Here is a 26,544-nt window from a genome sequence, read left to right on the forward strand (position 1 = left end):
GTAACCTGCGGCTTTTCTGCTTTACTTAAAACCGTTACTTAACGAAAACGAACACCTGTAATGTCGTATTCAGCAATAAAGCGGCCACCATATGTATCTACAAACATAAACTCCATCTCTATTTTTTCTCGTCGGCCTTTGTGCTCAAGCAATTCAACAATAAAGTGTTTATTTGAATTAAGGTCATAAGAGCGACCTTGTGTTTCTCTGGTAACATTAAACTTTGTAGGGTTACCTATGCTATCAAAATACTCAAACAGCACGTTTAAACCGCGCGCATAAATTCCCGAGTCTCGCTGTGAGGAATTTGGTTTTTGCTGAGCTAACAACCAAGTTTTGTCCTTTTGATTTACAGCTTTAATAAACTCACTCATTAATTGTTGGTGTTCAGCAAGAGGTGGCAGCTTTATTTCTTTTAGTGACTCTGTGAGTTTATCGCCCGCTCCCCCAGTTCTTGCTATGTAATTCTCAAAACCGGCGTCTATCGACATATAATTTAAATAGTCAGCTAAGCCACCATTGTAAACCTGTTCAAATGTGCCATATTCTTCCGAGAGAATATTTTCAAGACGATTATATAAAGAAAAAGCATGCGCTGAGTCTATTTTTTTTAGTTCAGAAGTGTCTACCAATTGACCAAAGAGTAGTGCATTTAAGTCAATTACATTCGTTTTATCATCAAACGTAATGATTTCCTTGGCCCATTCTTTATCTGCTGTGGCAATTTGCAAATAGTAACGTTGAAAAGGCGCACCATGCTCATCAGTGATGGTAATTTTATTTGTCGAAAAGTCATAAATTTTGGCATTTTTAGTAGGGCCAGTTCTAACACTTACCTTTAAGCCTTTTGACAGTTCGGTAAATTTATCTGACTTTTCAATCACAACTTCTTGAGCAGCAAAAATAGTCGTCGGAAGTAGCAACAACATACTGGCAATGCATTTACTCACATTTTTCATATAAATCCCTTTAAGTTAAAAATCAGACCAAACCCAATAAAGGTACATGAATACCTTAAATGTATACTAAAGTGGTAACTAATTGAAGCCTAATGTGAATGTTAGGGTTTATATCGGTAATGCCCTGTAATTTTGTAAGTGAATAGCATATCTTCCATTTTCGGACCCCAGCCTATGTTATGAACAATCAGAGGTCTTAATTTATCTTTCGATAGTACATCTGTAACGATACCTATATGAGGCCTATTATTAGGTAGAACCCAAGTCACAATATCTCCTGCTTGATAATCAGCTGCTGTATTACTAGTAACATGACTTTCACCATGTCTTTCAAAAAACACTTGTAGGTTAGGTACCCTGCGATGGTCAATATTGGTATCTGGTTTGGTTAAGCCCCAAATTCGTTTTGAAGGATATAAGCTAAAGTTGTAGCGCATATCCTCATGTACAAGCGCTTGTAAATCAATTCCTAAAGCTCTGTAAGTACGAATAACCACGTCGGTACATACACCTATATTCTTAGGCACATCACCATTGGGATAGTCTATTTTTCGATAACTTCCGTTATAAACAACAAAGTGTTCAGTACGCTCTTTAGCAGCTTCAACAAGTTTAGATTGAAAGCTTTGTGCTTGAGAATTAAGAGCAAATAATAAAAGTAACATCCCGGCTGTTTTGATCATCTACAAACTCCATTTTAAATAATTATAAAAACTCGAATAGGCTGCTCTCTGCCCATTCTCTTTATTAAGTATTAATGCTGTTCAGTATTAGCGTATTCTGCTAAACGGTTTTCAACTTGTGAGCGCTCTTGCTCAGTGAGTTCGCCATAAAACTTGGGGTATGGCCAGCCATAACCCCAGCGAAAGCTGGTAGGTAAAAAAGGTGTCCCTCCCACTCTGACACCGGCAAGCATCAATACCGCAATTTCTTGTTCACCCACTTGTGCAACACACGCTTTTAAATCTATATCAGCTTGCTCACGTTGCTTAAAAGTACCGCCTTGCCAATAAGCGAGATCATGGGCAGTGCAGCAAGCTAACCATAAGTTTTTGTGTTCTATCGTTCCATCAGGAAAAGAGCTGCAACCATCTGTAGTGAAGGGTTTAAGTTCAGCTGCCTCAGCTTTAATTAAGCACACAGGTAAAGCAATGAGAATAAGTATAACAAGAATAAAATTTTGCTTATTCATGGTAAATTCCATTTTAAATTTGGCCCTATTATAAACAAAAAACCGCCGAGGTTAATTCGGCGGTTTAATTATTTAATTAGATATTTAAAAGAAACTTACTTAGCTAATGTTTCGGCTGCTTTCTCTGCAAAAAGGTTACCTAGTTTTATATAGTAATTACTTTTATAGTGCCATTTATCTTCAATGAATTCGACCGGCTCATCAAAGGCGACTAAATGAGCGTTAGCATTTGAGTAAACATACTTTTTCTGAGCATCCCATACTCTCTCTATATATGGCATCATGCGTGTTTCAGGTGTTTTACCAGAGTCTTCGATTCTGCCAAGAATGATTGGTAACTCTCTACTGCCAAAAGTCATCTTCATATCATTCATCAGGCTTGTTAAATTAGCTAAATAAACCTTAGATGCTTGTTCATGATAGGCATCGGCCTCACCCTGCATCCAAATGATACCTGCTGGGACTAAAGTATCGGCTTCACCATCACCATCTATATCCTTGTTAGCTAACGCAGCTCTTACGGTAGTTTGAAAGTTATCCCATTGGTTGATCTTAGTGTTGTCAGCATAGTTCTGCCCCCACGTACCAAAGCCAGATGCCCCAAGTGCAATAGATGAGCCACCCCGCGCATATTTAATAATGGCTATTTTCTTACCCGTTAGCTCAGATAAGCGTTTACCAAAACTCAATTCAGGACCAAACCTGTCAGATAAAATAATTGAATGCTCTGTCGATCTTGCCCCTGTTCCAAAACCAGGCATTAAATTAGTCCAAACACCTTTGCCACCATTTAATGCATCATCAGCAACAGGGTTACCAAAAAAGAATAAGGTATTTTCAACTGGCTTTTTATACTGTGCAGGTAAGTCTTTATTAAAGCCAAAACCTTCCATATTTGATTGCCCCCCCATAAAGTAAAGCAAATAGTCATCCGCTTTACTTTGCGTGCTTATTGCTAACAAACCACATAAGGCTAGTTTTTTTAACATTATTTTTCCTTTTACCAAAAGCCATGCCCAATAAATATTGGGTATGTAATTAAGTTTTTACTTCATAGTTATAGCTTCGTGCTATAAATACCTTTAATACAGGCATTTAGCCTAGCAGAAGCAGTTCGATTCTTTTAATCAATCAATTATTACAGTGCTTGCGCGTTTGCTCTGAACATAAACTCAAGTGGGATTTGCAATCGCTTAGCCCAATCAACTTCTGCATGCGTCGCACCTGGGAAATATTGACTCTGCCATAACGAAGCTGGATAACCGTGTTGCATAAATACATTATCAATTTGTTTTTGAAGATCAGGATACATGGAGTCTAATGTGCCATCTCCATAATCGAAGTAAACTTTTTGTGTTGTTAGTTTGCCAATATTGTCAGAAATATACTGCTTGAAAGCAGTAAATACTTGTTTGTCATAAGTAAAAATCCCTGGCCAATGCGTAGACATACAAATTGCGCCGGCAAACTCATTTGGATATTGAAGTAATGTATACCAAGAAATAAGCCCTCCCATGCTTGATCCTGCGATATACCGATGTTCAAAACCTTTATTTACTGAATAGTTATCCTCAATAAAGGGAATGACTTCTTCAACAACAAAGCGAGCATAGTTGTCTGAATAAACCTTAGAGTAAAACAGCTTTTGCCCTGGATACCTCTCTAACTCAAATAAATCTGCTTGTTTTTGCTTTGCTAAACTTTCAAATACTTTTTGTGGAAAATACTCACTATGACGATTTTCTAGCGCATTTGGAATGCCAACAACAATAAATGGCTTAACTTTACCGCTTTGAATTAACTTCGCGGCAACTTCATCAACTTGCCATTCTTGTTTATTCCATGTTGTTTTGGCATCAAACAACATTCGACCATCATGCATATATAAAACATCATACTTACGTGTGTTGCTATAACCTGGTGGTAACCAGATATTTAAAAAACGGCTCTCAACATACTTTGAACTAAAGTTTTTCTTAACATCAAGATGCCCTTCTGACACCTTAGGGATTATCACATTTGCAAAAGTGACACCTGAAAATAGCATCAAGGTTAAACAAATTAATTTCTTAAACATAATGTCTACTCAAATTTAAACTAAAAAGCCGCAAATGAATTGCGGCTTATTAATAAGGTATTACTTGAGGGCTTTTTCAACCACTGGGTAATGATCCCATACATGTTTATCACTCACGGAACGGAGTAACTTGATATATTCTGCATGAGTCCAAGCAAGCGGTGTGGCTGAGTTTGTGCCCTCACCTAACTGATAGCCTGCTTTATTGTTACCTACGCCATCCCAAACTTGTTCAGGTAACATCATGCCTTCATTGGCAAATGCTTCCATACCTTTTACATAGGTGTCTTTAATCGCTTGTTGCTTCATCGCATCTAGGCTGTTGGTTGCGTTTGCCGCAGCGATTTCATAGTGACCACGCTCACCTGTGAAAAACGGCCATACACGACCACGTTGACCAGGGGTGTTATTGCCACCTTCAGCATAGTTGTTACCTGTCACTTCATCTTCACCGTAACCATCGTTACCATAGCGACGGTAACCAGGGAATGACCCTGAGCCATCAGCAAAATTAAAGGTGTAACGCACTTGCAGATTATCGACTAAGGTTTCGTCATCGTATTCTGGTAATGTTTTTACAATGCTTGGCGCAAGTGCATCACGAACACCGTAACGTACAAGCTCTAAGAAACCACCATCAAGGATTTGCTTTTTATCAAAGCCTTCACGGCCATTATTGGCGTTAAGTGTGGTTGATGAGTTTGGATCTTTGTCTTGACCAATGCGAATGAAATATTCACCATCGCTGTTTTCAGACTTAAGGTTACCTTGAGTCGTAAACATGGTGCTTTCAATTTCACTGTTGTAGGTTTTAGCCGTTGCTAGATAACGCTCTGCATTTTTTGTGTCACCTGCTTTTTTAGCAATATCAGCAGCTGTCACTAGGCCTGCAACAACCGCAGCCGTTGTTGATGGTGAAAAACCATTTTGTTCTTCCCAACGCTCTTGTTGCGTTGCTGGCGGTGTAATTTGCGTGTCGTTCCAAAGAATTTTCGCAAGGCCACCATCAACTAAGAAATCAGCAGCTGGCTTTAACATTTTGCCATACCAATCTGTAAGCTCTTGCTCGCTAAGTACGCCTGCTTGATGTAGTTTCCACGCTAACATAATTGGCATTGCTGTTTGATCAAGCTGAACACCTACCCACTCAAGCTCACCATCAACGTGCGTCTTTTGTAAAAACCAACCCGTGTCACCACCATTGCCTGGCGTGTTATCTGTTACTTGTACTTTTTCTAGATATTCAAATGCTGTTTTAGCGGTACGTGTATCACCCATGGCCATAAATGCCATTGCGACTTGATAGAAATCACGTACCCAAACCGCTTTATAACCGGTAGAGCCTGTTTTAGCTGATACTGTTTCACCCCAAGGGTTAGACAGTGACGCAATTAAAGCACCAGCATGCGTTTTATCTTCTTGTGCTTTTAACACCATGGCGCTGGTATAAAGTAACTTACCATTATCTGCGGTGCTGTTAGTTAATGTGCTCAAAGGTTCAAGGCTTGCTAAATAGTCTTGCCAACCAATTGCAGCACCTTCACCGTTATATGCTGCAAGCACTTTTTGGTAACCTTGATTTAAACTCGCTTGACCTTCTTTTAAGCTTGCAGCTTCAGAGTTACCAAAGCTTAACGCTAAATCAAAGGTGGTGTTTTTTGATACTTCACCAAGCTCTGCAAGTAAGCTTACATTACCCGACTTATCACCAGTATTTTGGTAAGTCGTTGATAGTGATTGCGATGCTTTTAACTCTTTTAAGCCATCACTTACACCCGTAAAGCCAACGCTTGCTTGCTTAAATGGTTGAGCGGCTTGTAAAGATAAAAAGTTATCATCTTGCCACGCAACTAGACCCTTATCAGTCACTTTTGCAAAATCATCTAAACCGTTGTTATCAATGTAAGGGTTCACATTAACGTAGGCTTTCACACCTTCAAGGTCGGTATTAAATACGCTACGAACAAACAATGTTTGGCCATTTGGATCTGTAAAAATATGCTTTTCTAAAGTGAAACGACCTTGTTTATCTTTACTAACGACTTTATAAGCAAGCGATAATGGGCGACCAGCGTCGTCTTTGTATAAATAATCAATGCTTACATCGAGATCATCGCTCTCTGTAACGGTAAAGTCTTTACCGACTACAACAAACTGCATATCTTTGATTTGTGCTTGGTGAATTAAACCAAACATGGTTTCTGTGATCATGCCTTTAGCGATTGAAAACCAAACTCTTGATACTTTGCCAGTAGCAGCTGCGTCGCTGTAGTGGCCGTCTTGGTATTGCTCGTAAGAGGTACCAATACCCGTTTTACCAGAGTATGCCCAAAAAGGCTCAACACCCGGTGCACCTGGCGCTGACACCTGCTCAACTGCTGTATTAACTGATTGCTCTGAACTACAAGCAGTTAAACCTAAGGCTAACAAGCTTGCTGTAATAAGATTAAATTTTTTCATTGTGTGTCCTTATTATTGTTGCTTAACGCGCAGCACAGCGACCGCTGCTAGTACGAATGACACTGCACCTAGCACTAACGCATAAATCGGTTGATTATCAAAAAAGTGACGTAAAATTAGGCCTAATACGCTTGCCGCTAACAGCTGCGGAATAACAATAAAGAAGTTAAAGATACCCATGTACACACCCATTTTTTTACTTGGTACTGAGGTACTTAACATTGCGTATGGTAAAGATAGAATTGACGCCCAAGCAAACCCTACTCCAATCATTGGCCAGATCAGTAAACTTGGATCTTTGATAATAATGAAGCTGACCAGACCCAATGCACCTAACACTAGGTTGAGAGCATGGGCCATTTTTAGCCCTACTTTTTTAACAATAATCGGAATACACAGTGCTGCAATGGCAGCAAAACCATTGTAAGCGGCAAATAATACACCAACCCAATCCGCACCGTTATTGTAGGCAAGAGAGCTTGTATCACTGCTGCCGTAGTGGAAGCTAGTTACTGCCGACGTGGTGTAAATCCACATTGCAAACAATGAGAACCAGCTAAAAAATTGTACCCAAGCCAATTGTTTCATCGTTTCTGGCATAGTGAATACATCATTCACAACTTGATAAAAGCCACCACTGGTTGCGCTTTTAGCCTTTAAAGCACCAGCAATAAATTGAATAACACCAAAGCTAATCAAACCACCAGCGAGTAAATAAAGCTCTTTTTCAAGCGATAGACCCGTTACAATACCAAGTACTACTAGACCAAGAACCGTAAAGATTGCAGCGCCTTTGTTAAAGTTTACATCACTTTGAACATCACTCGAGTCATCGCTTTGCTCTTGTTCATGAAAGCTTTCAAGTTCTTCTGGTGAATATTCTTTCGTGGTAAATACAGTCCAAAACACAGCAACTAATAAAACTACTGCACCAAAGTAAAACGAAAATTTTACAGAATCTGGAATTTGCCCAGCAGGTGCCGTATTAGCAATATCGAACCAGTTAGTCATCATCCAAGGTAATGCAGACGCAACAACCGCACCAACACCAATGAAGAAGCTTTGCATCGCATAACCAGTTGCACGTTGTTTTTTCGGTAGGTTATCACTAACAAGGGCGCGGAATGGCTCCATAGTCACGTTAATTGACGCATCCATGATCCATAACATACCCGCCGCAATCCAAAGGCTTGGTGAGTTAGGCATGATGAATAACGATAACGTCGTTAAAATAGCCCCATAGAAAAAGAACGGACGACGACGACCTAACTTATTCCAAGTTTTATCGCTCCAGTAACCGATGATCGGTTGTACAATTAGACCTGTTAATGGTGCTGCAACCCAAAGGATTGGAATATCATCAACATTGGCACCTAAAGTTTGAAAAATACGGCTTACATTACCGTTTTGTAATGCGAAGCCAAATTGGATACCAAGGAATCCAAAACACATATTCCATATTTGCCAAAAGCTCAGCGTTGGTTTGTTATTATTCATAGTCAGCCTTTAAGGTAAATACTGCACTGCTTAAGCCATTCAGCTGTAATTGAATTGGCGCATTCGTAGCTGCCTCAGAAATCGCAATGTCGGCATGATTTTCTAGGTTATCAATTAACGTTAAGCCACTGTGATTAAGCTTAGGTAACAACGTTTGGTTAAGTGTTAGCTCAACATCTTGAGGGTTTTCTGAAAAATTACTTACGACAAGCACCAGTTGTTGACCTAGCTTACGCGTGAATGCAATGACTTGCTCTGAGCATGTCAATTCAATCGCTTGCATGTCACCACCAACAATGGCAGGAAGTGTGTTTAACGACATTAACTTGGTGTAGTAAGTGCGAAGATCAGCTTGCGGCTTTGAAAGCGCACCGCCGTCGAATTTACCATTATTCATCCACGCTTGATGCGCAGGTACACCCATATAATCAAAGATACTGGTACGCGTTGGGTCACCAAAGCCACCGTCCTCAGAGCCATCTTCACCGACAGCTTGACCAAAATAAAGTAAGGTTGGCGAGCGCGACATCAATGTAGATACCACCATCGCTGGCTTACCTTTTTCACTACTACCAGCGAAATCTGGGCTAGCTATGCGTTGCTCATCATGGTTTTCTAAGAAGTGCAGCATATGCTCTTCAATATCCGCCACTTGGCTTTGGATATCGAAAATAGTATCCGCTGATTGCTTGCCTTGCATCACAGCTTTAACCGTGTCGTAAAAACCGACTTTGTCGTAAAGGTAATCCATCTTACCTTGTTGGATAAATGTGCGGTAAAGCGTTGGGTTATATACCTCAGCCAAAATAAAGGCATCGCTTTTTTGCATCTTGATTGATGAATTTAAAAAGCTCCAAAACTCAACAGGCACCATCTCGGCCATATCATAACGGAAACCATCAACACCTTTATCTAACCAATAAAGCGCGATATCGCGGAATTTATACCAGCTATTTGGTAGGTCTTTATCTTGCCAAAATGCGTAGTGCGCACGGTAATCTTTATCAGCGTAATCATCCGGTAGTGTCGGGAAATCGTAGCTGCCATCTGGTTTCACACCGTAATTGATTTTAACTGTTTCGTACCAATCATTAATGTCAGGTTTAGCGGCACGGGCCCCATTACCCGTCCATTTTGCAGGGGTTTCGGCAAACTGATTATCAGCAAGAGGATGCGGGTTACCACCTAACACTTGGTAGCTATCGCTTGTTGGCACTTGAAATGACTGCCCTGTTACATAATAAAAGTTATTATCGCGAGCATAGGTTTTCGTCGTGTCATCTTCAGCACCAAAATCCTTTACGCCTTCAGGCTTAGCAACCGACTCATAGTTACGCGCTACGTGGTTTGGCACAATATCAATAACCACTTTCATACCGTGCTTATGAGTACGATTGATTAGCTCGACAAACTCTTCTAAGCGGCGCTCAGGGTTAATTGCTAAATCAGGATTAACATCGTAATAATCTTTCACTGCATAAGGCGAGCCTGCACGGCCTTTTACAACATCAGGATCATCTTGTGACAAACCGTATTCGGTATAGTCAGTTACTAAAGCATGACGCGGTACACCGGTGTACCAAACATGTGTTGTACCTAGTTCTTTAATACCTTGTAATGCAGCATCATTAAAATCAGCGAATTTACCTACCCCATTTTCTTCTAATGTGCCCCACGGTTTATTGATGGTGTTAGTGTTACCAAATAATCGAGTGAATACTTGGTAGACCACAGGCTTAGAGATAGCTGCTTGGCTAGATTCTGATTGCTGCTGTTGCGTGTTCTGCTGTACTGGCGCATCGTTACCACAGGCAGTTAAACCTAAAACCGAAGCCACTACTAACGCAGTTAGTTTGTATGTTGTCATCATTACTTCATTTTTCTGTAAATATCAGTTCATACTAATGTTAAGGGCTGCATACGGACAGTAAATGCATACGTATTCAGCCTATTAGTTGCAATTATTCAAGCTCTATTAAGCGTGCTTGCATAGCTTTTAAGCGGATTGGCGCAGCAAGATCAACACGCTCTTCGCTGATTAAATCGCGTCCTTTATTATTGCCTTTCAGCACTTCTTGCATGTAGCTTAAATCCCAATCAATAGCTTGTTGGTTTTTGTTAAGAACAACCAATACAGTTTGGCCATTGTGCTCTCTCACATAGCTGTAAATGCCTTGCTTGGGTGAAAAATGCATTAAACGACCTTCGCTTAACGCTGGTTTTTCTTGACGAAGCTTAAGAAGTTTTTTCATGCTAGCTAACATCTCTTGCTGATCAGCTGAAAGCCCCTTACCTGTGAAGGCATTCGCTTTTTGACCTTTAAACCCACCCGGGAAATCAATGCGAATATCACCGTGGTCATTGCTTGGCGTGTTATCGAGCAGCAGCTCAGTGCCGTAATAAATTTGTGGAATACCACGAGTTGTTAATAACAGCGTCATGGCTAATTTAGTTTTTGCTAGGTCTTGACCCAGCTCAGTGTAAACACGGCTCATGTCATGGTTATCTGCAAACACTAAAATGTTATCTGTATCAGCATATAAAAAGTCATTCGCCAGCGATTGATACACTTTAACCCAACCTGTATTCCAGCTTTCTTCTTCGTTAAGTGCTTGGATCAACGCCTCTTGTAATGAAAAGTCCATTACACTTGGTAACTCAGAGGTATAACCATCTTGATTGACTTTGCCACGCTGCCAATAAGATGCAATTGCTGGGTTGGTTGTCCACTCTTCACCAACAATATTAAAGTTTGGATACTCGGTCATAATCGCTTTAGTCCAATCGGCTAAAAATGCTTTATCAGAGTATGAATAGGTATCAACACGAATGCCGCTTAAGTTGGCGTATTCAATCCACCAAATGGCATTTTGAATTAAATACGTTGATAGTAACGGCTGGCGCTGATTTAAATCAGGCATCGTCTCAACAAACCAACCATCATTAAATTGACGTTTGTCGTATTGGCTCGCATGAGGGTCTTGAATTGTTTGTCTGGCGTGACTAGTGGCATTTTTACCGTTTTCAAACTTGCCATCAAAGTTAACCCAATCTGCCGTTGGCATGTCACTCATCCACTGATGCGATGAACCAAAGTGGTTAAGTACCATGTCCATCACTAAGCCGATACCATGCTCTTTCGCTTCTGCCGATAAGGTTTTATAAAGCGTATTATTGCCCATACGCGGATCAACTTTGTAAAAATCAGTAATAGCATAACCATGATAAGAATAACTTGGCATGTCATTTTCAAGCACCGGTGTTAACCAAAGTTGCGTTACACCGAGGTCCTCAAGGTAATCTAGGCTATTGATAACACCTTGAATATCACCGCCATGTCGGCCACCTTTAAAGCTTGGGTTTGCAGCCTCCTGCATACCTGCAACACTATCGTTACTTGGGTCACCATTTACAAAGCGATCAGGGTTTATTAAATAAAGCGTGTCTCTATTTGTAAAGCCATGACGATTGGCACTTTGCTTATCACGGTCATTTAACGGGTAAGTAAAGGTGGTGCCGTCTTCAGCTTTAAAAGTCAGTGTTCCCGCCTTTGCATTATCGCTGATGGTTAAATCTAAAAACGCGTAGTTAGGGTTATTTGTTGTTGTCACCCCTTTAAACTCAACGCCTATGTAAGGCACCATTTGCCACGCTTTGTTAGCAATATTGTTATCGTAAAGCATGACTTGTAATGAGTCGTTTTGCATCCCTACCCACCAGTTTTCTGGTGACGCAGTAATTGCAAAACTTGCTGTTGAGTTAAAAAGTGTAAATGCGGTTGTAAGCGCTAAAAATGTTTGTGTTTTTTTCATAATTAATTTTGTACTTTTTCTAAGAATTGATTGTGGGTCGGCAACTGCTCGACAGTGCTATTAATCAAGGTTTTTAAATTGCTAAATAACTCATTTAACTGTTCATCAGATAACGCATCTGTTAAAGGATGGTGATCCTCTGCAATAAGCCCTTGCCCTATCATTACTTGCTGCCATGCGATTTCGGCAAAGAGCTCATCGTCTTCTCTAATTAGCTTGCCGCTGGTTTTAAATAGCTCAATTTTCTTTCTGAGACTACATGGAATATCCATGCCTTTACAAAAACGCCAAAACGCACTGTCATCACGATCAGTAAGCTTGTAATGAAGAATAATAAAATCACGAATTCGCTCAAATTCTGTTTTACTTTGTTGATTAAATTCATCTACAAGGCTTTGTTTAATACCTTGATGAGGAAAAAACTTAATTAAACGAATGGCTGCACTTTGAATTAAATGAATACTGGTCGATTCTAATGGCTCTAAAAAACCGCTTGATAAGCCAACCGATACCACATTTTTATGCCACTGCTTTAAACGGCGGCCTGTTTTAAACTTAATAACACGCGGCTCTGTCAGTGGTTTGGCAGGTAAATTATCCAAGAGCTGTTGTTTTGCCGCTTCGTCTGATAAGAAACGTGAAGAATAAACTAGGCCATTGCCTACTCGATGCTGTAATGGTATTTGCCACTGCCAGCCTGAGTTTCTTGCAATTGAACGCGTATAGGGAATTGCATCAGAAGCTGATTCACTTTGCACCGCAATCGCACTATCACACGGTAACCAATGCGACCAATCTTCAAAGCCGGTATTAAGTGTTTGCTCTATTAATAAAGCACGTAAACCGGTGCAATCAATAAATAAGTCGCTGTCTATTTGCTCGCCATTTTTAAGTAACAAAGAACGAACATGCCCGCTTTCATGACATTGATTAACCGATTCAATTTTGCCTTCAATGCGTTTTACGCCCCTTGATTGCGCTAATTCCTTTAAGAATTCGCCATATCGAGTGGCATCAAAATGATAGGCATAATGTAAGCCCGCCAACTGAGTGTTAGGAATGTGCTTAAGGTGAGCAAATTTATGCGCTTTTGCTGCTTGGTAGTTAAGTGAAAAATCCCAAAAGTCAGGCGCTTTTTGTGTTTGATTTGCTTTTAGCCAAAAATGATAAAACTCACAAAACGGAAAATCTTTACCTATCTCACCAAAGGCATGCATATAGCTGTGGCCTTGGCTGCGCCAATTTTCAAACTCAATACCAAGCTTAATCGTGGCACCAGTAGCCTTAATAAATTCTTTTTCAGAAATGCCAAGGGCACCATTTAGATGCAAAATAGGTGGGATGCTTGCTTCGCCTACACCAACAGTGCCAATCTCTGCTGACTCTACCAGCGTGATATCAATTACTTTGCCCAGCACTTTATTAAGTAATGCAGCGGTTATCCAACCTGCAGTACCACCACCGGCAATCACGACCTTGGTTATTTTTTTTGTTTCCATAGTACACCTAACGCCAATTTCTATTCATTGAGTGTAGCTCACTGATAAAAAAAAGCCCTTGTAAAACAAATCACAAGGGCAATTTTCTATCGCTGTTTTAGCTAATTACAGCTTGTAGCTGAAGCCTAACAGGAATGTACGACCGTAGTCTTGGTAGTCACGTACTTGAAGTGAGTTATCACCTTGTAGTGATGTGAACGGCTCTTCTGTGATGTTCTGTACTTGGAAAGTAACAGATAAACCGTCAAGGCTCTCTATACCGCCTTCACTAAAGTCGTAACCAACTTGAGCATCCCAAATTGTTTCGCCTTTAATGTCAACTTGTGTAGTCGCAAAACCTAAACCGTATACGTCACCTTTAAAGTCGCTACGCTTACGCATGCTAGTACGCGCTTGGAAACCGTTACGCTCAAAGTAAACTGTTAAACTATCGATTTGGTCAGATAGACCAGGTAGCTCATAATCGTTACCATTTTGGTCAGTTAAGTCTTGCTCAACACCTGTATGGCTTGCGATTAAACCAAAACCATCAAGTGACTCGCTGAACATAGTGAATGGTAGAGTTAATGAAAGCTCATAACCCCATAGGTCACCAGAACCACCGTTCACTTTACCTGAACCTGTGCCAGTTGAAGTCGCAGGAATTTCACCAGTAGACGGATCAGCTACACCGCTCATGTCGATTTCATAAGTACCATCGAAAATCCACTGAGTGATATCTTTATAGAATACAGCTGCAGCGAAGTAACCTTCTTCATGGAAGTAGTTTTCGTAGCTTAAATCAAAACCAGTTGCTTCTTTTGGCTCAAGCTCAGGGTTACCACCTGATACACTCCAATAGTTACCGTTTTCATCTGGTTGTTGATTGTAAGTAGCGTTAACTGACGCGTTCATTTCGTCTAAGCGAGCACGAGAAATGGTTTTCGCGGCACCAAAACGTACAGTTTGCTCTTCATCAATTGCAAATGATAAGTTGATGCTTGGCAAGAAGTGGCTGTAGTCATGGTTTACATCTGTTGGTGATACAACAACTAAACCATCCACAGTGTTAGCTGCGAAGCCTTGTGAAGACTGTTCAGTTTTCACATAACGCACACCAACGTTACCTGTTACAGGGATAGAGCCCAGCTCTGCATTAATGTCAGCTTGAGCAAAGAACGCTGTTACTTCTTCTTGAACTGTCCAAGACTGTGTCTTGTGTTTTGAATCAGTTAAGCTTTCTTGAAGCAGGCTATAGTAACCATCATTCACTAGACCGTTGGTATCGTAAGCAACCATGTTGCCCATGCCAATGAAATCAAGGCTAGCTGACCCTAAACGGTATTGCTCTGGGATTGATAACATACCCGGGTTTGATAAAGAGAAGTCTTTTAATGTCATGAAGTAACCTTCAGACACTTTGCTCTTTTCACGGTCGCGGTAAGACATACCAAATGACACACGGCTGATGTAAGCGTTATCAAGTACTTTGCTAGCCGCAAGTTTCAATGTGCTTAGTTCATCATTGATTTCTGGCGCATTGATGAAACCATCTTGCGCAGTATTTTGATAAGCAGTATCAGTTAGACCGTACTTATCGTTAAGTGCAGCACTTGCACCCCAAGATAATGGGCCACCAAGTTGAATTAAGTCATAATCGCTGTAATCAAGGTTATGGCTGAATTGTGCGCCTGTGTTACCACCGTCAAACTCATAACCAATCGTATCAGCAACACCATTTGCATCACCACGACCTGTACCTGAGTAGCTTTCGATACTCCAGATTTGACGCTCAACTTCAGAGCGGCTTACGTCAAATTCTACTGACCAATCATCGCTGATGTCGTATTTTGCATTAAAACCAAACTGAGTTAGCTCCGCGTTACGCTCTTCGTAGTCATTACGAACAACAACACGTTGGCCTTCTGTTACTGCGCTTGTGATGAAACCAGAATCTGCGTCAACAACAGCTGAACTTGGGTCAATTGAACCTTGGCCCCATGCAAATGGCACTTCGATACCACGTAAAATTTTCTCATCAGAGAAATCTACATATAAAGCATCAAAGGTCATGTTTAGGCGTTCAGTCGGCGCAGCTTCAATAACAAGCATGGCTGTATCACGTTCAAGCGTTGATGAACGTACGAATGGCTTAGCACCACCTAAGATTGAGTACGTATTACCATCTTCACCTGTAAACTCAGGGTAACCCCATGAATTCCAGCGTTTTTCCTGGTTTGGAGAGCTCATCGTGTTGTATGCAAATGCAACACCGATTGTGTCATCAGCAAATTGATCAATATATGAGAACGTACCACGGAAACCTTGATCGTCACCGTCTGGGTTTAATTTATCAAAACCCGTTTGTTCGTACTGGCCATTGAACATGATAACTTGCTCACCTTTGCTTAAAGGTTTAACAGTTTGCATGTCGATAACACCAGCGATACCTTCTGCTTCAATGCCTGCGCTTGGGGTTTTGTATACCGTTACGCCACTCATAATTTCTGATGGGTAAAGGTCAAATTCAACGCCACGGTTGTCGCCGATTGAAACTTGCTCACGACCGTTGAATGTTGTTGCACTTTCGTTTTCACTGAAACCACGAACACTTACACGACTAGCGCGACCGTCTAGACGTTGTGCTGTTAAACCAGGAAGGCGTGCAATCGATTCTGCAATTGATGAATCAGGTAATTTACCGATATCTTCAGCTGAGATTGACTCAACAACTTCAGGAGTGAAGCGTTTAGTATTAATAGATTCTACAACACTGCCACGAAAACCTTTTACTTCGATAACTTCAACGTTGTCGTTTTTTGTTTTTTGGTCTTCTTCTGCAGCATACACTACAAAGCTATTTAAACCTGCGGCTGTTAAAGCCAGAGTTAATATACTTGGTTTGAACATAGACATGATGTTTTCCCATTACCCAAATTGTAATGTCAACGTGTTGCAGTTATTCATGAACATAATAGCTGTTATTCGCTGACTGATTTTGTTGTCGAATTAAATATTAACGCCCTGGTTATTTTCTTAACAAATTTATGCATACGTATTCAGCGTAGCTCATCATTACAAATATTAACACCATCTTTACAAGTCCACCCCATAACCGATTGAATATAAATGATTTATCAATTTTACTGTGTAAATTAATAGTAATGAAACATTTTCGCTATATTTTCGCCCCCAATTTGGTTACAGAAATAGGTACTAGGCCATTTACCCCGCTTAAATGGTGACTTAACGCAATAATAATAGGAACGCACATGGATCAATGATAATTGGTCTTACCAATAATCACATTGCACCATTCTGGTGTAAGCCAGCTATATTATGCACCACGCTGGCGTTTTGAGTTTGAATAAGACAATTACTTTACTAATTGGTAAATTTTACGGCGCTAAATTTATGCTGCTCAATTTTAAATCAAGTTAATAAGTTTTACTGAGGACAGAGGTGAATTTGGCGTGCATACGTATGCAGAGTTTTTACAGTATCACACCCTTCACGTATGCTTTTGACATTCCGGCAACATATACGACTAATGGTTGCCTTATAGTTTACACACTCTGAGTGTCACGATGGAGAAAAACATGGCTCAAAAGCAGTGGTATAAAGGTGCGGTTATTTATCAAGTGTATCCGCGCAGTTTCCAAGACACCAATGGCGATGGCATTGGTGATATCAAAGGTATCATTGATCGCATTGATTATATTAAAAGCCTAGGTGTTGATGCTATTTGGGTTTCACCTTTCTTTAAATCACCAATGAAAGACTTTGGTTATGACATCAGTGACTATCGTGATATCGACCCATTGTTTGGTAACCTTGATGATTTTGATGAACTCATTGCACAAGCTCACCAACGTGATATTAAGATCATTATTGATCAGGTATTGAGCCATACCTCAGATCAACATCAATGGTTCCTTGATAGCCGTGAAGATAAGATCAACGATAAAGCAGATTGGTACGTGTGGGCAGATGCCAAACCTGACGGTACACAACCAAATAACTGGTTATCTATTTTTGGTGGTCCTGCATGGCAGTGGGAACCGCGTCGTGGTCAATATTATTTACATAACTTTTTGACTGAACAACCTGATTTAAACTTCCATAACCCTGAAGTACGCAAAGCAGTATTAGACAATGTTGAGTTTTGGCTGAAGAAAGGCGTTGATGGTTTCCGCTTAGATGCAATTAACTTTTGCTATCACGATGCGCAATTACGTGACAACCCGGCTAAGCCACCAGAAAAACGTCAAGGTCGTGGTTTTAGCGAAGACAACCCGTACGCTTTCCAATATCACTACTACAATAATACACAACCTGAAAACCTGACTTTTATGCAGGACATTCGTGCCCTACTAAACAAGTACCCTGGTACCGTTGCATTAGGAGAAATCTCATCTGAAGATTCACTCGCAACCATGGCTGAATACACATCAGGTGGTGACAAACTTCATATGGGTTATAGCTTTGAGCTACTGACTAACGACTATAGCGCTGAATATATTCGTACAACAGTGAGTACTCTTGAGCAGCGTATGACCGAAGGCTGGCCATGTTGGGCATTTAGTAACCATGATGTAGAACGCGTTGCTAGCCGCTGGAGTAAAGATAACATTATCAATCCGCAGCAATGTAAAATGCTTACTGCCCTGTTAGCGTCTTTACGTGGCAGCGTGTGTATGTACCAAGGTGAAGAGCTTGGTTTAGGTGAAGCTGAAGTCGCATTTGAAGACTTACAAGACCCATACGGCATTACATTCTGGCCAAACTTTAAAGGCCGTGATGGTTGTCGTACGCCGATGCCGTGGAATGCTGCAGATGCTGAGCAAGCAGGCTTCTCAACAGTAAAACCTTGGTTACCTGTAGGCGATGCGCACAAATCAGTTGCGGTGAGTACGCAAGATCAAGATAAAGATTCTATTTTGAATGCCTACCGTGAATTTATGGCATGGCGTAAAGATAAGAACGTACTGCTTGAAGGCGACATTGAATTTATCGATACACAAGAGCCAGTACTTGCTTTTTATAGAACGCTCAACGACACTAAAATGCTTTGTGCATTCAACTTAGGTGCTCAAAGTAGCGAACTGACACTCTCTGATACTGTGTCTTCACTGCATACAGAGCTTTCTCATCACACAGCTGAATTAAAAAATAATACAGTCACTCTGCCCGGGTTTGGTTGCTTTTATGCAACTCTGAATTAAAAATCAGTTGTTAAAACCAAGCCCTGCAATGCAGGGCTTTTTTATTTCTGATCATGGTATTATACCAACCCGCAATAATACTTAATCATTTTGAGGGATTAAACCTGTCGCTAACTGCGTTAAAAATTCCTCATTTAGAACAACTAAATAACTAAATTTTTGCCTTGTTATCAACGAGGTTTTATCGCCTCAAAATAGACTACTTAATTAAGCGGATTGGTATTAGTGGTTCATGGTTTTACTATTAATGTAATCTGTAAGAGCAAACAACACCCCCGACACCACAAACGTGACATGAATTAACACCTTCCAGAGTAACTCATCTGTTGAATGGTTGTTTGAGCTGATAAAGACCTTTAAAAGCTCCACAGCCGAGATTGCAACAATTGCACTAATCAACTTCATCTTAAGGCCAGAGAAACCAACCTTGCCCATCCAAACTGGTCTATCTTCATGGTTTTCTATATTTAATTTTGAAACAAAGTTTTCGTAACCACTAAAAATAATAATAAGCAAAAGCCCAGCTAGTAGCGCAGTGTCAACTAAAGTCAAAATACCTACCAAAAGCTCTTGGTTTGACGCAGTGAACGTATTTAAAGCCATGCTGTATAAATATTTAAAGAACTTTAGCAACAGTAATACCACAGCGACTAATAAGCCAATAAAGAATGGCGCTAGTAACCAACGCGAGCGAAAAATAAAACTCTCTACAACTTGTTCTAGTTTGGTTGGTACTTTCTTTGTTTTTGAATGAGTCCCTTGTTCAGACATAAGTTAGTTCACTTTTCTTTTAAAATTAGCGCGATAATACGTGTTTTGACCTTACGATTACCAGCATTAGAGGCAAAATAGTGGTTATTTTTTGCTTATCTTTACGATAAAAAAATTTCGTTATCTTTTTTTGAAATTTAGTTTATAAATTCACTCAAGCAAAGTGACATACACATTGCGCACCATTACTGTGCATTTAGCCAGTGATAATTAATTTTTTGATTAGGAATAATTAAATGAAAAAAGCATTGCTAGCACTAATTTTGGCACCTGTTTTAAGCGTGTCAGCAACGAATGCAATCGCTAACGAAGCACCTGAAGCATCAGCTGAAATGATCAAAGAATACACTGAAATGTGTTTAAACTGGGCAAAAGATGATGACATCAGCAACGAAGAATTAAAGCCATACGTATTAAAATGTGTAAACGATGAGCTTGAAGCTGAAGGCTATAAAAAAGTAAAAGACGTACAAATCTAATTTTACGTCTACTTAGAATATGAAAAAACCGGAATGACACAATGATGTGCGTTCCGGTTTTTTATTTGCATCTCAAATTAACAATAAGTTTGCGCGACATTACGCCGCGACTTCTATTATATAATCTGGCGATTTATTTTTTGGCTGCTGTTTTTTTCTTAGCAGGCGCTTTCTTTTTACTTTCTTCTACCCATTTACCATTTTGGTAGTGGGCGGTCCAACCTGTGGCTTTGCCATCTACTTCACTCATTACATACTGCTCTTTATTTTTGCGGCTGTAGCGAACGACTGAAGGATTTCCATCAGGATCTTGTGTAGGTGCGTCAGCAAGGTAATAAAACTTTTCAGAAATACGATCTCTAAAACGCTTTAATTCTTCCACTTTAGGCGCACGCGTTTCACGTGATTTAGGGAAAGTATTAGCCGCTAAGAAAATACCTGATGCACCATCACGCAGTACAAAATAAGCTTCTGACTTTTCACATTCAAGTTCAGGTAAGTGAACTGGATCTTCTTTTGGTGGCGCAGCTTCACCATTTTTGAGTAACTTACGTGTATTTTTACACTCTTCATTACTACAACCGAAGTACTTTCCAAAACGACCAGATTTTAACTGCATGTCTGAGCCACATTTATCACATTCGATAATAGGGCCGTCGTAGCCTTTAATTTTAAAGGTGCCTTGCTCAACGATATAACCCTTACATGCCGGGTTGTTACCACACACATGTAACTTACGTGTTTCGTCAATTAAGTATGAATCCATTGCCGTTTCACAAATTGGGCAACGCTTCATTTGCATTAGAGATTCAGTTTCTACGTCTTCGACATCCGCAGCAATAGCTTCATCGCCTGATACCAAATTCATGGTTGTAGTACAGCGCTCTTTAGGTGGCAAGTTGTAACCAGTACAACCTAAAAATACACCCGTTGATGCGGTACGAATCCCCATCTTACGACCACACGTAGGGCAATCAATATCAGTTTCGACCATTTGGTTTTGACGCATGCCCCCCTGCTCTTCGTCACCTGAAGCAATTTCAAGCTGTGTTGAAAAGTCTGCGTAAAATCTATCAAGTACTTGTGTCCAAACACGTTCGCCCTCTGCGATATCATCGAGACGGCCTTCCATCTTAGCGGTAAAGTCAAAGTTCATCAGATCTTCGAAGTTCTCAACTAAGCGGTCTGTAACTATCTCGCCCATTTTTTCAGCGAAGAAGCGGCGATTTTCAACACGCACATAACCACGATCTTGAATCGTAGAGATGATAGATGCATACGTAGATGGGCGACCAATGCCACGCTTTTCTAATTCTTTAACTAGGCTCGCTTCGCTAAAGCGTGCAGGTGGCTTTGTAAAATGTTGTTTAGGATCTAGCTCAACAAGCGTTAAAACATCACCTTCTTTAACTGCTGGTAGTGATTGATCTTCTTCATTCTTTTTACGAACAGCCGGTTGGACTTTTGTCCAACCATCAAAGCGAAGAACGCGACCTTTAGCTTTTAACTGATATTCGCCAGCACCCACTGTTAAAGTGGTTAGATCGTATTCAGCAGGAACCATCTGGCAGGCAACAAATTGGCGCCAAATTAATTCGTAAAGTTTTTTAGCATCTGCTTCAACACCGTCTAAATGACCAGATAGTACGGTAACACTAGAAGGACGGATCGCTTCGTGTGCCTCTTGTGCATTGCCTTTAGAGCTATAACTAATCGGTGCTTTCGGTAAATATTTTTCACCAAATTGCTCTGTCACGTAATCACGACACATTTCAACTGCATCTTTCGATAAATTAGTTGAGTCGGTACGCATATAGGTAATGTGACCCGCTTCATATAAGCGTTGAGCAAGCATCATGGTTTTCTTAACACCATAACCTAAGCGCGTACTGGCAGCCTGTTGCATGGTTGAAGTAATAAAAGGTGCGCTCGGTTTACTCTTGCTAGGCTTTTCTTCAACGCTAATGACTTTGTAGTCAGCTTTTTCGAGTTCACTAACAGCAGACATCGCCTGCTCTTCATTAACTGGTTTAAAAGGCTTGCCAGCGTGTTTAGTAACTTCTAAGCGTAAAGCTGCCTCTGTATTTTTAACGTCAGCGTGGATATCCCAAAACTCTTCGGGGATAAATGCTTTGATTTCGCGTTCACGTTCAACAAGTAAACGTACTGCAACAGATTGCACACGACCGGCTGATAAGCCACGTGCTACTTTAGCCCACAGTAATGGCGACACCATAAAACCCACGACTCGGTCAAGAAAACGACGCGCTTGTTGCGCATAAACCATGTCAGTGTTTAGTTCACCGGGTGTTTCAAATGCCTGCTGAATCGCATTTTTAGTAATTTCATTAAAAACAACTCGCTTATATTTTTCAGGCTCGCCACCAATAATTTGTTCGAGGTGCCATGCAATCGCTTCCCCTTCTCTATCCAAATCGGTTGCGAGATAGATTTTATCGGCGTTTTCAGCAAGTTTCTTTAATTCTTGAACAACTTTCTCTTTGCCCGGTAAGACTTCGTAATGTGGCTCCCAGCCTTTTTCAGGGTCAATACCCATACGAGCAACTAAATTTTTATAGTCGCGTTGCTTTTTATAGGCAGCTTTTTCTTCTGGCGACATTTTTCGAACTTCAGCAGGGGTTTTCGTCGCTGCAGTTTTTGTTTTGCCTGAACCTGAAGTTGGTAGATCACGCACATGCCCAACACTGGACTTTACGATGAAATCGTTACCTAAGTATTTATTAATTGTTTTTGCCTTTGCAGGAGACTCTACAATTACAAGTGATTTGCCCATAGTTGCCTATTTCTGACCGAGTATTTTAAAAGTTTTTTGCCCTTATACATGTATATCAATCACATTAAACAAATAAGTATGATTTTTATCATTGGAGCACGAATATTTATAGGTATATCTACAAACACCAATTGTTACAAGCTTTTAATAGAAACTTTTCTTCATTGACTGAATAATTAAACAATTTTTGTTGCTAATTTAGTCAATGTGGTGTTTTAAGGTAATTTCAAGGGGAATATATAGAACAGCAACAAAAATGCCAACCTTCTGGTTGGCATTTTTTAAGATTTAACTTTATTTATCATCGATTATTGAAATCGATCGGCTCACCGTTTTAGTTCCGCCAAGCTGATTTTCAAATTGGAAAGTTATAGTTAGCACACCATCTTGATCTTGGTTACCATCAGACTCCCTAGCAATTCGAACATCAGAATACATTGTTGAGTCACGATTTGTGCTCGGAATCGTTTCCTCATGCTCAATTATAGAAAAATCTCCATTATCGGCCGTTAGCGAAACTTCAGTTCCAGCAGGAAGTGGATTACCAAACTCATCACTATAAAAAATACGTACATTGATACTAGATAAACCCACTTCTAAGGTCTCAGGATCTGTTTCATCGGGGTCTGTTGCATCATAGTCTGGGTTAGCACGAGATACTTCAGATAAATCAATAGAGGCGACATCGCACCACAACACATTATCAGATACCTCAAATACACCAGCTATTGTGCTCGAACAATCAGCAGGCACTAAAACCTCATATGGAGCAGATACTACTTCATTGGATTTTAATACAGCAAAGCGAACATATGGATCATCACCAGACATGACAACTTCAATTTGCTTACGAACTTCAATTAAATCACGGGTACACTGGCCTGCATTAAAGGCAGCTTCACTACACAATAAGCCATTATACAAACCATCTGCACCGTCATAAATTCCATTATTATTAAGATCACGCCATGTTTCGTTATGACCACCACGCGAGTTTAATTCAGAACATTGATCTGTGATCGGATCGTAACTATCACTATCTGCATCACTGCAGTTCGCCTTGTCAAAAGTGCTATTTTCATTATGATCATTAAACGCTTCTGGTAAGTCATATAATGTGTAATATTCGCCAATATCGAATAAACCATTGCGCCTAGTTATTCCATCTGATGACTCTTCATCGACAAAGCTTTCTTGACCTTTTGCAACAGCAATAATACTTGTTCTTCCGCCTCGTATAACACCATTAGGATCGTTTTTAGCGCGAACTAATGTCCCGATACAAGGCGCTGCAGTTTCAAAATAAGGATCGCAGTTAACATCACCCGTCTTAGGGTTTATACCTTCGGTAGTTGCAGAGTTACCATCGATTTCACCAATTCTATTACCCCACTTGTAATCATAGAACGGTCGCTCACCTTGTGAACGCCACGTTACTACACATGACGCGTCAGTAGTACGACACACCGCTTCATTACTTTGTGGACCTACAACGCCTGATTCTGTCAAAACTGTTGATTCGACACCATTACTATTAAATTGATTAAATTGATCACCAAAATAAACCGTAAGACTATTAGTAATTCCATTGTAATTCAGTGCATTAGGGTTAAAAACTTGAGGGCTTAAATCGAAACTATTTTGATCCGTAATGCCTGAATATAATGCAAGTTGCGATGATACTGCATTGATTTGCTCTGCTAGTGGTACGAGGTGAAGCGTTCCTTCAGGACAAATGTCATTTGTTGGTTCATCTGCACACAACTGCACCTCATCTGTCCAACATGATAAATCATCACCTTCTGGTAATGCAGCAACATCTGTTTTTGAAACAAAACAAGCCTTAACTACAAGAGGACCAGGCACAATACCTGAAGTGACCGTAGTTTGCACAACACCATCATTGTCTGTATTCGCTGTACGTTGAGTCAAACCAGCTAAACCAGTTGAGTCTGTTAACTTAAAGTCAATTCGCTGCTGTGGCGATACAATGCCATCGGCATCTAATAATCTAAAGCGAACGACAGACTGTGTCGGTAAGCCACCTTCACCTGGAGGAAGAGCAATTACCGGTTCTGAGACGTCGATAAACTGAATTGATTGTACTGCTGAAACTTCAACAGGGATGATCGTTGAAGCAGTAAAGTTCTTTCCGCCCGTTTCGACTGTAATATTAACAACATCATCAATTCCGCAACCATTGGCTCTATAGGTAGAACTAGCTATACCGCTTGATGATTTTACAGAGGCATCAATACTTGAATTATTGTTATCAACACATGTTGAACTAAATTCTACATCTGTTGGTGTGGTATATAAATTCCCTTCTTCGTCCTTTAAAGTGACCTCAATAATTGTACTTCCTCCAGCTTTAAGAGGAATTACATCACCATTTGAGTCAACATTTAGGCCGTTGTCCACTTCTAGAATTAAATCTGCGATACCTACTGCAAAGTTAGTGCTAATTTGTTCATCTAAAGCAGATACTGTAATTGTTCCTGCACCGCCAGTGTTACCAGGTTGGATTTTCAATAGTGCAACACCAAAGCTATCAGTCAACGCTCGACCTGATGATGGAAGGACTGTCCCTAGATCAGTTGTTACTTCGACTAGTGCATTAGCAACAGCGTCACCACTTTGCTGATTTGTTACTTCAATAAATAAATCAGCAAGTTCAGCACTCGATACCGAGTTAGTTATGCTACAGCCTGATGCTATTGAGGTCGGGTCTAGTTTTACGTTACTTCTATTGTCATCCCAAGAAGGGACACAACCAGTTAAAAGAGAAGCTGTAACCGAATACTGTATAGCATCATCAGGGGCTTCATCACCATTAGAAATAAAGCCAGCAATTTTAGTGACTGCATTACCGCTTTCATCTGTATAGGTTGCTACAACTTGACCTGCCCCTTTCGCATCACCACTGCTCAGTGTTACAAAAGCTTCACCATTTGAATCTGTTAGAGCGGTTCCTAAAACAGGCGTAATTTTACCTGTAAAATTAGTGCTGAATGAAATAAGTTGACCTGCAAGGGGCGTCTCTTCATCAAGCAAAGTTGCTGTGACTTTACCTTTATTATCTTTGCTTACAGGGTTATCAACAGTAAACGGTGCTCCAGAAGTGTCTGTAATTGTGAGGTTTAATGTGACGCTGCCGCTCACACTTGAATCATCTGATTCTGAACCATCCGATGTGAAACCAAATGTGTCGCTGTAGGTATCTCCATCAAGAGCGTAGGTAGCAGTTACTATACCAGCGCCAGCAGTATCACCTGCCGTAAGTTTAATAGAAGCAACACCATTGCTATCTGTTAGATCAGTTCCAGATACTGGATCTAAAAGACCAATATCGCCGTTTAAGCTAAAGTTAATCACAACCCCAGCAACAGCTTCATCATTATTTGTTAATGTAGCAGATATTGTTAACGGAGAGTCAGCTGTTACCTGATTATCTTGTTCACCAGATGACAGCGAAAAACCTTGTACTGCAATTTCATAACTAGCTTCAGCTGTTGAATCATCCCCACCATCAAGCGAACCACCATCACTTTCCAGTGAGCCACCGCCACCACATGCAGCTAATAATGAGCTGAAAACTATTACACTTAGCCATCGAAATAAAGGCATTGACCTCTCCCTAGTTAGCTATTTCAAACTTTGTTTTATTATTTACCTAATATTAACCTAAAATCAGTCCGAAAATAATCATTTTTTTATTCATTTCTTAACGAATTAATTTAATTATTTATCGAATTTTTCTGTATAAAAATCCTTATGCTGGTAGTCTATGACAAAATTTA

The 26,544-nt window shown here is 40.3% G+C and carries 16 protein-coding genes; 2 read left to right on the forward strand and 14 right to left on the reverse strand.

Annotated features, from left to right (window positions below):
* Positions 1-38: 38 nt before the first annotated feature.
* From L1266_RS02195 to L1266_RS02245, 11 genes are all read right to left on the reverse strand, one after another.
* Entirely contained in the window at positions 39-959 is a 921-nt protein-coding gene (locus L1266_RS02195; RefSeq protein WP_235376737.1) for a hypothetical protein, read from the reverse strand.
* Between the two features lie 101 nt (positions 960-1,060).
* A complete protein-coding gene (locus L1266_RS02200; protein WP_235376738.1) occupies positions 1,061-1,642 on the reverse strand; it encodes a DUF1287 domain-containing protein in 582 nt (193 codons plus the stop codon).
* A 71-nt stretch (positions 1,643-1,713) separates the two neighbouring features.
* Positions 1,714-2,151 carry a hypothetical protein gene (locus L1266_RS02205; protein WP_235373121.1) on the reverse strand — a complete coding sequence of 146 codons (438 nt, stop codon included), beginning with the start codon at positions 2,149-2,151 and terminating at the stop codon, positions 1,714-1,716.
* Positions 2,152-2,246: 95 nt separating this feature from the next.
* Entirely contained in the window at positions 2,247-3,140 is an 894-nt protein-coding gene (locus tag L1266_RS02210) for a sialate O-acetylesterase (protein WP_054551448.1), read from the reverse strand.
* Positions 3,141-3,289: 149 nt separating this feature from the next.
* Positions 3,290-4,228, reverse strand: a complete 939-nt coding sequence (locus tag L1266_RS02215) for an alpha/beta hydrolase (RefSeq protein WP_082389171.1) — start codon at positions 4,226-4,228, stop codon at positions 3,290-3,292.
* A gap of 60 nt (positions 4,229-4,288) precedes the next feature.
* Positions 4,289-6,688, reverse strand: coding sequence for a glucan 1,4-alpha-glucosidase (locus L1266_RS02220; RefSeq protein ID WP_235376739.1), 2,400 nt, complete (start codon positions 6,686-6,688; stop codon positions 4,289-4,291).
* A gap of 12 nt (positions 6,689-6,700) precedes the next feature.
* Positions 6,701-8,185, reverse strand: a complete 1,485-nt coding sequence (locus L1266_RS02225) for an MFS transporter (protein WP_054551451.1) — start codon at positions 8,183-8,185, stop codon at positions 6,701-6,703.
* Complete coding sequence (locus L1266_RS02230; RefSeq protein ID WP_442960588.1) at positions 8,178-10,052, reverse strand: alpha-amylase family glycosyl hydrolase; 1,875 nt, start codon at positions 10,050-10,052, stop codon at positions 8,178-8,180. The genes L1266_RS02225 and L1266_RS02230 overlap by 8 nt, the downstream gene beginning before the upstream one ends.
* Positions 10,053-10,146: 94 nt before the next feature.
* The gene (locus tag L1266_RS02235) at positions 10,147-11,997 is read right to left on the reverse strand and encodes a glycoside hydrolase family 13 protein (protein ID WP_235376742.1); all 1,851 of its coding nucleotides are present in this window, start codon (positions 11,995-11,997) and stop codon (positions 10,147-10,149) included.
* A 2-nt stretch (positions 11,998-11,999) separates the two neighbouring features.
* A complete protein-coding gene (locus L1266_RS02240) occupies positions 12,000-13,496 on the reverse strand; it encodes a tryptophan halogenase family protein (RefSeq protein ID WP_235376744.1) in 1,497 nt (498 codons plus the stop codon).
* A gap of 105 nt (positions 13,497-13,601) precedes the next feature.
* A complete protein-coding gene (locus L1266_RS02245) occupies positions 13,602-16,391 on the reverse strand; it encodes a TonB-dependent receptor (RefSeq protein ID WP_235376745.1) in 2,790 nt (929 codons plus the stop codon).
* Positions 16,392-17,074: 683 nt separating this feature from the next.
* Here L1266_RS02245 and L1266_RS02250 point away from each other — a divergent pair.
* Complete coding sequence (locus L1266_RS02250) at positions 17,075-18,700, forward strand: alpha-glucosidase family protein (protein ID WP_235376746.1); 1,626 nt, start codon at positions 17,075-17,077, stop codon at positions 18,698-18,700.
* A gap of 222 nt (positions 18,701-18,922) precedes the next feature.
* Here the strand turns inward: L1266_RS02250 and L1266_RS02255 are convergent, their stop codons facing one another.
* Positions 18,923-19,471, reverse strand: a complete 549-nt coding sequence (locus L1266_RS02255; RefSeq protein ID WP_054551457.1) for a TIGR00645 family protein — start codon at positions 19,469-19,471, stop codon at positions 18,923-18,925.
* A 236-nt stretch (positions 19,472-19,707) separates the two neighbouring features.
* On the opposite strand from L1266_RS02255, the gene L1266_RS02260 reads away from it, so the two are divergent.
* On the forward strand, positions 19,708-19,950 hold the full coding sequence (locus tag L1266_RS02260) for a hypothetical protein (RefSeq protein WP_054551458.1): 243 nt from the start codon (positions 19,708-19,710) through the stop codon (positions 19,948-19,950).
* 133 nt (positions 19,951-20,083) lie between these two features.
* Here L1266_RS02260 and topA read toward each other — a convergent pair whose 3' ends face one another.
* Both topA and L1266_RS02270 read right to left on the reverse strand, forming a co-directional pair.
* Positions 20,084-22,744: a type I DNA topoisomerase gene (gene topA, locus L1266_RS02265; RefSeq protein WP_054551459.1), complete on the reverse strand. Its 2,661-nt coding sequence runs from the start codon at positions 22,742-22,744 to the stop codon at positions 20,084-20,086.
* Between the two features lie 294 nt (positions 22,745-23,038).
* On the reverse strand, positions 23,039-26,371 hold the full coding sequence (locus L1266_RS02270) for a hypothetical protein (protein ID WP_235376747.1): 3,333 nt from the start codon (positions 26,369-26,371) through the stop codon (positions 23,039-23,041).
* Positions 26,372-26,544: the final 173 nt, after the last annotated feature.

The organism is Pseudoalteromonas sp. Cn5-37 (assembly GCF_021532495.1).
Taxonomy (GTDB): domain Bacteria; phylum Pseudomonadota; class Gammaproteobacteria; order Enterobacterales; family Alteromonadaceae; genus Pseudoalteromonas; species Pseudoalteromonas simplex.

Excerpts from the sequence above, each read along its gene's own strand:
- L1266_RS02195 (WP_235376737.1), bottom strand. The coding sequence starts at position 959 with ATGAAAAATGTGAGTAAATGCATTGCCAGTATGTTGTTGCTACTTCCG.
- L1266_RS02200 (WP_235376738.1), bottom strand. The coding sequence starts at position 1,642 with ATGATCAAAACAGCCGGGATGTTACTTTTATTATTTGCTCTTAATTCT.
- L1266_RS02205 (WP_235373121.1), bottom strand. The coding sequence starts at position 2,151 with ATGAATAAGCAAAATTTTATTCTTGTTATACTTATTCTCATTGCTTTA.
- L1266_RS02210 (WP_054551448.1), bottom strand. The coding sequence starts at position 3,140 with ATGTTAAAAAAACTAGCCTTATGTGGTTTGTTAGCAATAAGCACGCAA.
- L1266_RS02215 (WP_082389171.1), bottom strand. The coding sequence starts at position 4,228 with ATGTTTAAGAAATTAATTTGTTTAACCTTGATGCTATTTTCAGGTGTC.
- L1266_RS02220 (WP_235376739.1), bottom strand. The coding sequence starts at position 6,688 with ATGAAAAAATTTAATCTTATTACAGCAAGCTTGTTAGCCTTAGGTTTA.
- L1266_RS02225 (WP_054551451.1), bottom strand. The coding sequence starts at position 8,185 with ATGAATAATAACAAACCAACGCTGAGCTTTTGGCAAATATGGAATATG.
- L1266_RS02230 (WP_442960588.1), bottom strand. The coding sequence starts at position 10,052 with ATGACAACATACAAACTAACTGCGTTAGTAGTGGCTTCGGTTTTAGGT.
- L1266_RS02235 (WP_235376742.1), bottom strand. The coding sequence starts at position 11,997 with ATGAAAAAAACACAAACATTTTTAGCGCTTACAACCGCATTTACACTT.
- L1266_RS02240 (WP_235376744.1), bottom strand. The coding sequence starts at position 13,496 with ATGGAAACAAAAAAAATAACCAAGGTCGTGATTGCCGGTGGTGGTACT.
- L1266_RS02245 (WP_235376745.1), bottom strand. The coding sequence starts at position 16,391 with ATGTCTATGTTCAAACCAAGTATATTAACTCTGGCTTTAACAGCCGCA.
- L1266_RS02250 (WP_235376746.1), top strand. The coding sequence starts at position 17,075 with ATGGCTCAAAAGCAGTGGTATAAAGGTGCGGTTATTTATCAAGTGTAT.
- L1266_RS02255 (WP_054551457.1), bottom strand. The coding sequence starts at position 19,471 with ATGTCTGAACAAGGGACTCATTCAAAAACAAAGAAAGTACCAACCAAA.
- L1266_RS02260 (WP_054551458.1), top strand. The coding sequence starts at position 19,708 with ATGAAAAAAGCATTGCTAGCACTAATTTTGGCACCTGTTTTAAGCGTG.
- topA (WP_054551459.1), bottom strand. The coding sequence starts at position 22,744 with ATGGGCAAATCACTTGTAATTGTAGAGTCTCCTGCAAAGGCAAAAACA.
- L1266_RS02270 (WP_235376747.1), bottom strand. The coding sequence starts at position 26,371 with ATGCCTTTATTTCGATGGCTAAGTGTAATAGTTTTCAGCTCATTATTA.